Origin of the sequence: Polaromonas sp., from assembly GCF_031411155.1 — a bacterium.
Lineage (GTDB): Bacteria > Pseudomonadota > Gammaproteobacteria > Burkholderiales > Burkholderiaceae_C > Polaromonas.
Map to the genome: position 1 here is coordinate 1 of NZ_JANOAL010000158.1, position 11,628 is coordinate 11,628.

Sequence of the window (11,628 nt, forward strand, 5' to 3'; positions counted from 1 at the left end):
GGTGCCAACCGCGGAATCGGCTTGGCCTTTGCACGCGAGTTGCTCGCCCGTGGCGCCCGCAAGGTCTACGCTGCCGCGCGAAATCATTCCACTGTCACTTTGTCAGGTGTTCAGGCTTTGCAGCTCGATGTGACCAAGCCCGAGGAGATCAATGTCGCCGCCGGGCAGGCTGCGGACGTGACGCTGGTGATCAATAACGCCGGCATTGCCCAAGCCGGCGGGTTTCTCATGCAGGACAGCGAAGCGGTTGCGCGTCGCATTTTTGAGACCAACTTCTTTGGCATGCTGGCCATGAGCAAGGCCTTCGCGCCGGTGCTTAAAGCCAACGGCGGAGGTGCACTGCTCAATGTGTTGTCGGTTGCGTCGTGGGTCAACGGCGGTGAGTTGGCGGCCTATTCGGCCAGCAAGTCGGCCGCGTGGTCGCTGACCAACGCACTGCGCCATGAGCTGGCGGGGCAAAAGACACAGGTACTGGGCCTGCACATGGCCTACGTGGACACCGATCTCACGCAGGGTTTCGATGTCCCCAAGAGCAGCGCCGAGGAGATCGTCCAGCGCGCGCTCGACGGGCTTGAGGCGGGTGTCGATGAAGTGTTGGCCGATGCGCTGACCCAGCAGGTCAGGCAAGGCCTGACGGCGCCGCGCCCGGTCTACCTTCCCCAGTCCAACTGAGCCCGGAACATCCAGCTCACCCCGTCAGAAAGACGACCACGCCATTCACGACTCTCACGGCATCCTTCTTGCAACTCGGCAGCCCTCCTGGCCGCATTGCACGATGAGGATCTGGTTATCAGTGGTGACTTTATTGAAGTGATGTGGTTTTCAGGGACTGACGGAGTACTTGCAGCCAAAGGCTGAGGGTTTGGGGCAAGCCCTTTGACAGCTGGCTCACCGAGCGTGGAACGCACTCGCGCTTGTCACATTTGTCCAACCGCCAAAGTGGGCTGCCCTGCCAGTCACGCGGCGGGCTGGAGCGGGCTTTGGTAGCTATCATTTTGATAGCTTACTACGCATGTACTGTATGGGCTAGCGGCCAAAAACACCTCTAAAACCGCAAAAAAAGGCGCCTGGCGCCGGCTCCGCGCTCCTGCAACCCTCAGACCGCCCGCCAGTGGCGCAGCGGCACACAGGTTTGCAGCCGCGTCACGGCCTGCTCCATCAGCGCCGGGTGCAGCTCGTGGCCGACCGACCGGGCCAGGTCCAGCGTGGCATCGGCGCCCAGCGCCATCAGGCGCTCAAAGCCTTCGCGCGCCCGGCCGACCGGTGCCCGCTTGTCGTTGTGCCCGTGCAGCAGGTGCAGCAGGGTCAGCGCCGGCGCCGTCTTGAAACTGCCGGGCAGCGCCGGGTAGGTCGCGCCAAAGGCCAGCACCCGGCCCACCAGGCCGTCGTGCGCATCGCTCAGCGCCAGCGCCAGGTCGGCCCCGGCGCCAAAGCCGGCCAGCGCGGTGTCGGGCTGCAGCACGCCAAAACGCTGCTGCTGCGCGCGCAGCCAGGCCACCAGCGCGGGCAAGCCATCGGCCCGCATCAGGCCCTCGGGAATCAGCACGGCCGATTCGGCAAAGGCGTCGCCCAGCAACTGGCCCAGCGCCAGCATGTCGGCGGCAGTGCCGCCTGCGTCGTGCAGCAGCACAAACAGCGGCCGGGGCGAGCCGCTGGCGGGCAGCAGCTCTATGGTTTCGGTGTCAGCAAGATTCATGGGCGCTCCTGTTGTCGTCATCGTTGCTAAGATTCTGCATCGCCGCCAGCCGCTTTGCAGCCGCCGGGCATTTCACTCATACCCATGGAAAGCACCGCATGAAAATCGAAAAAAACACCGCCGTCACCCTGCAGTTCAAGGTGGCCGACGCCCAGGGCCGGCTGGTTGAAGAAAGCACCGGGCCCATGGTCTACCTGCATGGCGGCTACGGCAACACCCTGCCCAAGATCGAGGAAGCGCTGGAGGGCCAGCTGCCGGGCTACCAGACCACGCTCAATCTGCAGGCGGCCGACGCCTTTGGCCTGCGCGACGAAAGCCTGCTGCGCAGCCTCCCCAAGTCGCAGTTTCCGCCCGGCGTCAAGGTCGGCGGCCAGCTCGAAGGCCGCGACAACGAGGGCCGCGAGCAGGTGTTCAACGTGATGAAGATCAAGGGCGACACCGTGCTGCTGGACGGCAACCACCCGCTGGCCGGCAAGGACCTGCGCTTTACCCTGAAGGTCACCGCGGTGCGCGCCGCCTCCGACGAAGAAATCGCCCATCGCCACGTGCACGGCGAACACGGCCATCACCACTGATCTGCCCGCGGCCAGCGGGTTCTAGCCTCGATGCAGCAGCAGCTGCACCAGCGGATGCGCCACCTTGCGCTCCGTGCTGATGGCGTAGTAGTGCTCCTGCACGCCTTCGCAGGCGCCGATCAGCCTGACCTGGCTGCGCTTGAGCAAGTCGTCCTGCGACGCCAGCGCCGCCGGAAACACGCCCAGGCCGGTTGCCCCAAAGGTTTCCAGCAGCGCGCTGTCCTCAAACTCGCCCGCCACGCGCGGGCGCAGCCCCTGCTGGGCCAGCCAGCGGTCGATGGGGCCGCGCACCACCGAGTGCGGGGTGGGCAGCAGCACCGGCACCTGCTGCAGGGAAGCCGGAAAGCCCTGCTGCGCCTGCGCCCACCAGTGCGGCGAGGCGTACCAGGCCATTTCAGACGTACCCAGCGGGTGGCTGTGCACCTTCAGCTGCGCGTTGAACGGCGCGGGATGATCGGTCAGCACCACGTCGAGCTTGTGCACGACCAGGTCGGCCAGCAAGTCGGCCATCTCGCCCTCATCGCAGACCAGGCGCAGGTCGGGCACGCCCAGCACCGGCTGCAGCAGCCGCTGTACTTCGAGCTTGGGCAGCCCGTCGGCAATGCCCACGGCCAGCCGCACCGACGGCCGCTGGGTGGCGGCGCGCACCTGCGCCGGCAGCGTCTGGCCGAGCTGAAAGATCTGCTCGGCCTGCTGCAGCGCGGCCACGCCGGCTTCCGTCAGCGCCAGGCCGCGCCCGGCAGGTTTGAGCAGCTGGCAGCCCAGATCGCGCTCCAGCTCGCGCACCTGCGCGCTCACGGTTTGCACCGCCATGTCCAGCCGTGCGGCGGCGCGTGACATGCCGCCTTCCTTGGCCACGACCCAGAAGTAGTAGAGGTGCCGGTAGTTGAAGGCCAGGCTCATGGTCAATATATTCAGTATTTACAGGAATTAAATTCAATGATTGTCTTCTTTTTCCGATGCATAAAAAGCCTTATCTTTAGCCCTGGCCTGGGGTTTTCCTCTGCCATCCTCACGAAAGGTCAAATCATGGATCGCTCTCTTGTTCATTCCACCGCTACGCTGCCCGCCGGGCGCGGCGGCCTGCTGGCCACCCACAAGGTGCTGCGCAACACCTACGCGCTGCTGTCGATGACGCTGCTGTTCAGCGCCGGCGTGGCGGCCGCAGCCGTGGCGCTGCGCCTGCCCTCGCCCGGACTCATCGTGACACTGGTCGGCTATTTCGGCCTGCTGTTTCTCATCCACAAGGTGCAAAACAGTGGCGCGGCGATTCCGGCGGTGTTTGCGCTGACCGGCTTCATGGGCTACACGCTGGGCCCCATCCTGTCTGCCCACCTGGCGATGCCCGGCGGCGCGCAGACCATTGCGCTGGCGCTGGGCGCCACGGGCGCGACCTTCCTGGCCCTGTCGGGCTGGGTGCTGGCGACCCGGCGCGACTTCAGCTTCATGGGCGGATTCCTGTTCGCCGGCATGGTGATTGCGCTGCTGGCCGGCCTGGGCGCGATGTTCTTCCAGCTGCCCGCGCTCGGCCTGGCGGTGTCGGCCATGGTGGCTTTGCTGTCGGCCGGCCTGATCCTGTTCGAGACCAGCCGCATCGTCAACGGCGGCGAAACCAACTACGTCATGGCCACCGTAAGCCTGTTTGTCTCGCTGTTCAACCTCTTCACCAGCCTGCTGAGCCTGTTTGGCTTTGGCGGCAGCAACGACTGACCGAAAGGAAAAAACCCATGAAATGCCCCCATTGCATTGAGACCGCCCTGGTCATGAGCGAGCGCCAGGGCGTCGAGATCGACTACTGCCCGCAGTGCCGCGGCGTCTGGCTGGACCGTGGCGAGCTGGACAAGCTGATTGAAAAAAGCGCTGCCACGGCAGCCGCGCCCCAACCCGGCTTACCAGCAGCCCGCGCGCCGGCCCGACTTTGCGGATTCCGACTTTGACTCGCGCCACGCGCAGGGCCACGGCCAGCGCAGAAAAAATCCTGGCTCAGCGAGATCTTCGACTGAGCGCCTCAACCCCTGACCCCTGCGATTGCGGCAGCCCGCCACAGCCCTTTCTTCACCTTGATCATTTTTTCCTTCAGGACATTTCCATGCGCACTTCCCGTACTTCCCGCACTTCCACTTCCCTTCGCACCACCGCAGCCAGCGTGATTGCCTTGACCATCGCCTCGCTGGCGTTTGCGCCGTCCATGGCGCACGCCAAGCGCCTTGGCTTTGGCGGCAAGTCCGCGCCGTCCAGCGCGAGCAAAGCCCCGGCCGCCGCGCCGAAGGCGGCAACGCCCCCAGCAGCCCCGGCTGCAGCGGCGCCCGCCACCGCAGGCCCGGGCCTGATGGGCACCATGGGCGCGGTGGCCGTGGGCGCGGTCGTCGGCTCCGTGGCGGGCAACGCGCTGGCCGGCGGCCTGTCGCCTGACAAGGACGCCAAGGCCAGGCAAGCCGAGGCCGCCGAAAAGGAAGCCAAGGAGTTGCAGCGCAAGGCCGACGAAGCCAAGACCCGGGCCGAGGCCGCCCGCGCAGCGGCAAAGTAAACCCGGCGGCCCGCTCAACACGCTGTTTTCGCTCCGTTTTTAATAGCTAATTAAGGCCGCACCCCAGGGACAAGCGGCCTTTTTTGCGTTTAAACCCGGGACTTCAGGCGCTGGCTTGTCCGGAAGGTGCACGGCCGGTGTCCGGCCGGTGTACGCTTGGCAGCGCCATGAAGACTTGCGCCACCCGCGAACCCAAGCACTCGGTCCGGGTGATGCTGCTGGCGCTGACCTGCGGCTTTGGCCTGAGCCAGGCCTGGCGCACGGTGGCGGCCATCATGGCGGCGCCGCTGCAGGCCGACTTTGGCCTGAGCGCGCAGCAGCTGGGGCTGTTTGCCGGCGCCTTTCACTTTGCCTTTGGCGCGATGCAGCTGTTCATGGGCATCGGCATCGACCTGCAGGGCGTGCGCCGCACCGTGCTGCTGGCGTTTCCGGTGGCGATTGCGGGCTCGGCCGTGTCGGCGCTGGCCGGCAGCTACGGCATGCTGGTGCTGGGCCAGGTCTTGATCGGCATTGGCTGCGCGCCGGCGTTTCTGGTCTGCACGGTGTTCATCGCGCGGCATTTTCCCGCCGGGCAGTTTGCCGCGCTGTCGGGTTTCACCATGGGTCTGGGCGGCATCGGCATGCTGCTGACCGGCACGCCGCTGGCCTGGCTGATCGAGGCCAGCTCCTGGCGCATGGGCTTTGCCGTGCTGGGCGGCCTGGCGGCACTGGCCTGGGCGCTGATGTTCTGGCTGGTGCACGAGCCCGCGCCGCCCGCGTCAGCCGCCCCCAAGGAGTCGGTGCGCGAGGCGATTGGCAAGTTTGGCGCGCTGCTGCTGCTGCCGCACAGCTGGGGCATTGTGCTGCTGGCCAGCGTCGGCTATGCCTCGTTCATCTCGCTGCGCGGGCTGTGGCTGGGGCCGCTGCTGATGCAGCGCCACGGCTTTAGCCTGGTGCAAAGCGGCAACGTGGCGCTGGTGATGTCGCTGGCCTCGCTGATCGGCCCGGCGCTGTTTGGCCGCTTTGACCCCGGCCCGACACAGCGGCGTGGCTGGATTGTCGGCTTCACGCTGCTGCTGGCCGGCCTGTTCACGGCGTTTGCGCTGCTGCACAGCAGCCTGGTCGATGTGGCCGGCCCGATTGTCATCGGCCTGCTGTCGGGCTACCTGATCCTGCAGTATGCCGACGTGCGCGCCGCCTACCCGGCGGCCCTGACGGGGCGCGCCATGGCGCTCTTTACCATGGCCATGTTCATGGGCGTGGCCAGCATGCAGTGGCTGACCGGCATCATCGCCTCGGCCGCCAGCGCCCATGGCGCCGACCCGTACACGGCGGTGCTGGCCAGCATTGCCGCGCTGCTGGCGGCCGGCGCGCTGGCCTTTGTGCTGCTGCCGGGGCCGCCCCAGCGGGCTTGAATGGTTGCTATTGTTTTAATAGCTGAAGGCGCCCTCAATGCAAGGGATGACGGCTGTTTTGTCATGTCTACGCGGCGCGCTGACAACTTGTTGCACCTTGCCCCGGTGGACAGCAACACCCCACTGGCAACGCGGAATTGTTCGGCCTACACTGGGGCCGGCCCCTAGGGGCCGAATCGCCGTCCGACCCCTGAAAGTCTATTTACTCCAGGAGGCTGCCATGTCCATTCCCTCGAATCTATCCAGCTACCTTGACCAGCGCGGTGCGCGCTATGAGGTGCTTGCGCACGCGCACAGCCGCACCAGTGCCGAGACCGCCCGCAGCGCCAACGTCATGGCCTGCAAGCTGGCCAAGTCGGTCATTCTTGAAGACGTCACGGGCGCCGTGACGATGGCCGTGATTCCCGCCGACAAGGCCTTGCGGGTGGAGGCGCTGGAGCGCATGCTGGGCCGCAAGGCGCTGCGCCTGGCCGATGAAGAGCGCATTGCCATGCTGTTCAAGGACTGCGAACCCGGCGCCGTGCCGTCCATAGGCATGCCCTGGGGCATTGAAACCGTCTTCGACGACGAGCTCGACGAGAGCGAGGTCGTGTACATGGAAGGCGGCGATCACGAACGCCTGCTGCGCCTGTCGCACGAGCAGTTTCACGCGCTGATGAGCGCGCAGCAGCACGGCCAGTTCTGCAAGGCCTTGACGCACTGAGGGCCCATCAAAAAAAGCCCCATGGAGAGACCCGTCGCCATGGGGCTTGCAAGCCGTCAAGCCAGCGGCTGTGGGCTGGCCACCCTCGTTAGTCGGCCACCGTCACCACGTTATTGGCAAAGGTGATCTGGTCGGCCAGCGCCGGCGCCGTTTGAATCGGCGGCACGTTGGCGGCGGTGATCGGGTTGGCCACGGCGCCGGTCAGGCCGCGCGGCACGGTGCGCACCACCTGGCTGGCCGGCAGGGCCGCGCCGGTCTTCAGGTTGGCATACATCATGTCCATGGCCTGGATGAAGTAGCGGTGCAGCGGCAGCAGCCGGGCGCTGTAGCCGGGAAAGCCGAGGAAGGCATCAAAGTGCTGCGCATTGGCCACTTCGATGTAAGACAGCTTGCTATTGGCGCCTTCGACGATCTTGTTGCGGCCAAAGTAGGGGCGCGAGGTCAGCGCCACCGGCACCAGGGTGTCGGCGCGGCCATGCACGATCAGCGCCGGCTTGCCCTGCAGGTTGCCCGTGCGCAGCACCTCGCCAACGCCTTTTTGCACCCGCAGCGCGTTGGCGCTGCTGCCAATGGCCAGCTCGCGCAGGCACAGCGCACCCGCCGCGTTGTAGTCGAGCACCGCCCCGGCCGACACCGAAGCCGCGTCCAGCAGCGGCCCGCCAGCGCTGGCGTTGTTGACGATGTTGATGCCGACCGTGGGCGGCACGCCGTTGCCGGTGCCGAACGAGGTCGCCAGTGCTGCAGCCGAAGCAGGCACCGGCGCGAACGGTGTCAGCGACGTGGCCACGCCGGTGGCGGCATAACTGTAGTCGCACAGGTTGTCCGCCACGCTGAAGCGGCCATAGGCATTGGCGTAGGTCAGCGTGACCGCCAGCGTGGCAAACGAGTAGTGCGAGGCCTGCAGGTCGTTGCTTTCGGGCTGCCAGCCGGCCTCGACCAGCTTGGCCATGGCGCTGGCGGCATGCTCTGCCGTGGTGACGCCGGTGACCAGGCCAGCCGCCTTGAGCGCGCTGCAGCGGTTGCTGGCTGTCGTCGGGTTGACGGTGTTGAACACATTGGTGCTGGGCGACACCAGCGCCGCGCAGGGCTGCAGCAAATTGGCCAGGGTGGAATAGTCGTACAGCGTCTTGCCGGTACCGGCCAGCGTGCTGCTGCCGCGCTTGACGCTCAGGCGCGCATCGGGCAGCAGCTGCACCTGCGGCTCGGCCACGGCCACGCCGCTGATCAGGCCCTGGGTGTCGAGTTCGGCGGCGGCCAGTGCCGCGCCCGCGCCGTTGGACACGCTCGATGCAATCGTGATGGTGTTGGCAGGCGTCAGCCTGACGAGGCGAGAGCTGCCGTCCTTGGCCACATCGCCAAACTTTTCATTCAACACAAAGTAGGCAAACTCGACCGACTGCAAGGTCCATTTGCCCCAGTCTTTTTCGGAGTTTTGCTGCGAATGGGCATGCTTGACGGCAAAGCGGTTCGGCGTGGCGGTGTTGAAGGCCGCGCGCTCGATGGCACTCAGGATGGCGGTAAAAATCGAGTCCTTGCCGGCCGCCGTGGCGTCGGTGCGCACCCCGTTTTGCACGCTGACGGTGTTGGCCTGCAGGTCATGAATGCCGTTGCCCGTGCCCTTGTCGGTGTAGGCCACGGCGCAGTTGTTTTTCAGGCCCCACTCGCCCGATGAGCCAATGGCCCCATAGACGCCGCGCGAACCGCTCGAGGTGCCGGTGACGATGCAGGCATTGGCCGGGTCAAAGCTGGCGGGCACCTGCACCATCATCGTGATGTTCTGCTTGCCGCTGCCGTCGTCCGAATAGGCGATGTACTCGGTGCCGGCAATCTTGCCCTCGCCGCCGGTGTCCACGCCCTTGGCATTGATATTGGGGCCGTACAGCGAGCCGTAGCCGCCGGCGGGCGTGATGTCCAGAATGGCGCGGTAGTTGTTGAAGATCGCAATCTTGCGCAACTCGGCGGGCGTCGGGTTCAAGGGGTCCACGGCTGCCGGCGCAACCCCGCCCAGGCCAGTCTTGCCCAGGCCGGCCGTCAGCAGGTCGTCGCTGGCGCCGTCGTAGTTGAGCGCCACCACGGTGCCCAGGTAGGTCGGCTTGCTGTTCCTGCTTTCATTGGAGCCGCCACCGCCGCAGCCGCCGAGTACCAGTACGGCGGCAGCGATCGCGGTCACCTTCAAACGGTTTTCGATTACGAGTTTCATGTCTTCCTTTTATGTTGATTTATTAATTTATCCACTCGTCACTTCGGCACTCACATCTACTCGCCGCCAGTTCACCTGTTGCGCAATTTTTACTGCGCCAGCGTGCTGAAAGTCGACCGCCCGAAGTACACCCGGTCTGGATCAACCTGGCTGCTTTCATCATGGACGGGAACCCTGAGGGCTTCAATACCGTACAACTACCTAAGCAGGACTACCCGGTACGCCCGGGTCAATGGAGGCAACCGGGACCGGCGACTTGCGATCCGGTGCGCTGCGGCGCATACTTTGAAATCGGCGGGCTCGGGCGGCTTCATCGGTGGCGCTGTCCTGAACATGGCCTGCCGCTTTGCACAGGAGGCTGTCATGCCGATCCCCGCGCGTCTGTCCAGCTACCTCGACCAGCGCGGCACGCGCTACGAAATCCACGCGCACCGGCCCAGCCGCTGCAGCGCAGAGACCGCCCGCGTGGCGCAGGTCTTGCCCCGCCAGCTCGCCAAGTCGGTGATGCTTGAAGACGACACCGGCTGCGTGATGGTCGTCGTGCCGGCCGACAAGACCGTGATGCTGGGCCATCTGTCCCAGCTGTTGGGCCGCAAGGCATTGCACTTGTCCGATGAGAACCGCATCGCGCTGCTGTTCGAAGACTGTGATCGCGGCGCGGTGCCGGCGGTCGGCATGGCCTGGGGCATCGAGACCCTCGTCGACGACGAGCTCGAAACCAGCGAGGGGGTCTACATGGAATCCGGCGATCATCAGCGCCTGCTGCATATGTCGCACGAACAGTTCCACGAGCTGATGAGCGCGGCGCGGCATGGACACTTCTGCAAGACGCCGCTGCACTGATGCGGCGGCAACGGAACACGGGAGACCCTGATGAACGAAGAGACATTCAACCTCAGCATCCGCAAGTTTCTGAAGATGGTCGGCGTCAAGTCGCAGCACGAGATCGAGCAGGCCGTCGCGGCGGCCATCGCCAGCGGGGCCATTGCCGGCACCGAGACGCTGGCGGTGACCATGTCCCTCGAAATCGCGACGCTGCAGCTCAAGGTCAGGTTCGACGGCGACATCAGCCTGCAGTAACGCCCCATGAACGCCGCGCCGAACCGCTTCAAGCCAGCGAACGTCCCCTCGGGGGGCCGCACCGACACGCAGTGCCGCGCGTGGGGGTCGTCATGAATATCCAAAGCGAACTGCAGGCCACGGTGCAGGCGCTGGCGCAACAGGGCAAGGGCATTCTTGCCGCCGACGAAAGCGGCCCGACCATCGCCAAGCGCTTCAAGACCATAGGCGTGGCGTCGAGCGAGGACCACCGGCGCGCCTGGCGCTGTCTGCTGCTGGCGGCGCCGGGTCTCGGCGAGTTCGTCAGCGGCGTGATCCTGCATGAGGAAACGCTGGGCCAGTGCACTGACGATGGCACGCCCTTGCCGCAATGGGCCGCGCAACAGGGCATGGTGCCCGGCATCAAGGTTGACGCGGGCAAGATTGCGCTGGCGGGGGCGCCCGGCGACGAGATCACGCAGGGCCTGGACGGACTCGCGGAGCGCCTCGATGCCTACAAACTGCAGGGCGCCCGCTTTGCCAAATGGCGCGCCGTCTACAACGTCTCCGACACGCTGCCGGGGTGCTTGGCGCTCAAGGCCAACGCGCAGGCGCTCGCGCGCTACGCCGCGATCTGCCAGCAGTGCGGCATCGTGCCGATCGTCGAACCCGAGGTGCTGATCGACGGTGAGCACACGCTGGCGCGCTGCGCCGAAGTCACCGAGGCGGTGCTGCACGCGGTGTTCCACGCGCTGCATGGCCACAAAGTCGTGCTCGAGCACCTGCTGCTGAAACCGAGCATGGTGCTGCCCGGCAAGGCGCACGCGCAACAGGCGGGGCCGGCCGAGGTGGCGGCACAAACGATCCGCGTCCTGCGGCGCACGGTGCCCGCCGCGGTGCCCAGTGTCAATTTCCTGTCCGGCGGCCAGACGCCTGAAGAGGCGACGGCCAATCTCGATGCGATGAACCGGCTCGGCCCGCAGCCCTGGCAGCTGAGCTTCTCGTACGGGCGGGCGCTGCAGGAGCCAGCCCTGCAGGCCTGGCAGGGGCAGGCCGCCCATGCGCGCGACAGCCAGCAGGCGCTGCTCAAGCGCGCCCGCCTCAACAGCGCAGCCTGCCAGGGGCGGTACAGCGCTCCGATGGAAGCGGCATAGCTATCAATTTAATAGCTGTCAGCGCCCGTGTTCATCGGGCTAGAGCCAGATTTAATGCTTGACATGCTTAAAACGCACGGCAACGGGCAATCGGAGCGTGGCCGTGTGTGAAAGAGGGAACGTCCAGGATAAATTACCGATAGGTAATTATTGGGGCCACCCATGGGCTCGACACCTCAAAACATCCCGCTCGGAAATTTAAAACCTTTAACGGAAAGCCTGGTCAGATCAGCCGTCGACCTGGGCGGTTTGGCCCGTCAACGCCGCCGCTCGCTGGCGCTCACGCAGACCGACATTGCCAGCCTCGGCAATGCGGGCAACCGCTTCATCGTCGAACTGGA

13 protein-coding genes are annotated in these 11,628 nt (G+C 65.8%); 10 read left to right on the forward strand and 3 right to left on the reverse strand.

All coding sequences use genetic code 11. The features are described from left to right. Positions 1 to 672: SDR family oxidoreductase (locus tag RMO23_RS10435; protein ID WP_309681182.1), on the forward strand; the 672-nt coding region annotated here is incomplete at its 5' end. Between the two features lie 424 nt (positions 673 to 1,096). Here RMO23_RS10435 and RMO23_RS10440 read toward each other — a convergent pair. Next, positions 1,097 to 1,696, reverse strand: coding sequence for an esterase (locus RMO23_RS10440; RefSeq protein WP_309681183.1), 600 nt, complete (start codon positions 1,694 to 1,696; stop codon positions 1,097 to 1,099). A gap of 98 nt (positions 1,697 to 1,794) precedes the next feature. Here RMO23_RS10440 and RMO23_RS10445 point away from each other — a divergent pair, with 98 nt between their 5' ends. Continuing rightward, positions 1,795 to 2,271, forward strand: coding sequence for a peptidylprolyl isomerase (locus tag RMO23_RS10445; RefSeq protein WP_309681185.1), 477 nt, complete (start codon positions 1,795 to 1,797; stop codon positions 2,269 to 2,271). 21 nt (positions 2,272 to 2,292) lie between these two features. Here the strand turns inward: RMO23_RS10445 and RMO23_RS10450 are convergent, their stop codons facing one another. Then, positions 2,293 to 3,174, reverse strand: coding sequence for a LysR family transcriptional regulator (locus tag RMO23_RS10450; RefSeq protein ID WP_309681186.1), 882 nt, complete (start codon positions 3,172 to 3,174; stop codon positions 2,293 to 2,295). A 126-nt stretch (positions 3,175 to 3,300) separates the two neighbouring features. Here RMO23_RS10450 and RMO23_RS10455 point away from each other — a divergent pair, with 126 nt between their 5' ends. The 5 genes from RMO23_RS10455 to RMO23_RS10475 all read left to right on the forward strand — a co-directional run bounded on the left by RMO23_RS10455 (position 3,301) and on the right by RMO23_RS10475 (position 6,895). Beyond that, on the forward strand, positions 3,301 to 3,981 hold the full coding sequence (locus RMO23_RS10455) for a Bax inhibitor-1/YccA family protein (protein WP_309681188.1): 681 nt from the start codon (positions 3,301 to 3,303) through the stop codon (positions 3,979 to 3,981). A 17-nt stretch (positions 3,982 to 3,998) separates the two neighbouring features. After that, entirely contained in the window at positions 3,999 to 4,208 is a 210-nt protein-coding gene (locus tag RMO23_RS10460) for a zf-TFIIB domain-containing protein (protein ID WP_405041592.1), read from the forward strand. A 152-nt stretch (positions 4,209 to 4,360) separates the two neighbouring features. Beyond that, positions 4,361 to 4,798, forward strand: a complete 438-nt coding sequence (locus RMO23_RS10465) for an ABC transporter substrate-binding protein (protein WP_309681190.1) — start codon at positions 4,361 to 4,363, stop codon at positions 4,796 to 4,798. Between the two features lie 167 nt (positions 4,799 to 4,965). Next, entirely contained in the window at positions 4,966 to 6,192 is a 1,227-nt protein-coding gene (locus RMO23_RS10470) for an MFS transporter (protein ID WP_309681192.1), read from the forward strand. Positions 6,193 to 6,412: 220 nt separating this feature from the next. Continuing rightward, positions 6,413 to 6,895, forward strand: coding sequence for a YbaK/EbsC family protein (locus RMO23_RS10475; protein ID WP_309681194.1), 483 nt, complete (start codon positions 6,413 to 6,415; stop codon positions 6,893 to 6,895). A gap of 88 nt (positions 6,896 to 6,983) precedes the next feature. Here the strand turns inward: RMO23_RS10475 and RMO23_RS10480 are convergent, their stop codons facing one another. Then, the gene (locus tag RMO23_RS10480; protein WP_309681196.1) at positions 6,984 to 9,095 is read right to left on the reverse strand and encodes a D-(-)-3-hydroxybutyrate oligomer hydrolase; all 2,112 of its coding nucleotides are present in this window, start codon (positions 9,093 to 9,095) and stop codon (positions 6,984 to 6,986) included. A gap of 363 nt (positions 9,096 to 9,458) precedes the next feature. Here RMO23_RS10480 and RMO23_RS10485 point away from each other — a divergent pair, with 363 nt between their 5' ends. From RMO23_RS10485 to RMO23_RS10495, 3 genes are all read left to right on the forward strand, one after another. Next, on the forward strand, positions 9,459 to 9,938 hold the full coding sequence (locus RMO23_RS10485; RefSeq protein ID WP_309681198.1) for a YbaK/EbsC family protein: 480 nt from the start codon (positions 9,459 to 9,461) through the stop codon (positions 9,936 to 9,938). A gap of 30 nt (positions 9,939 to 9,968) precedes the next feature. Continuing rightward, entirely contained in the window at positions 9,969 to 10,175 is a 207-nt protein-coding gene (locus RMO23_RS10490) for a DUF6494 family protein (protein ID WP_309681200.1), read from the forward strand. Positions 10,176 to 10,267: 92 nt separating this feature from the next. After that, a complete protein-coding gene (locus RMO23_RS10495; protein WP_309681202.1) occupies positions 10,268 to 11,287 on the forward strand; it encodes a class I fructose-bisphosphate aldolase in 1,020 nt (339 codons plus the stop codon). Positions 11,288 to 11,628 lie beyond the last annotated feature (341 nt).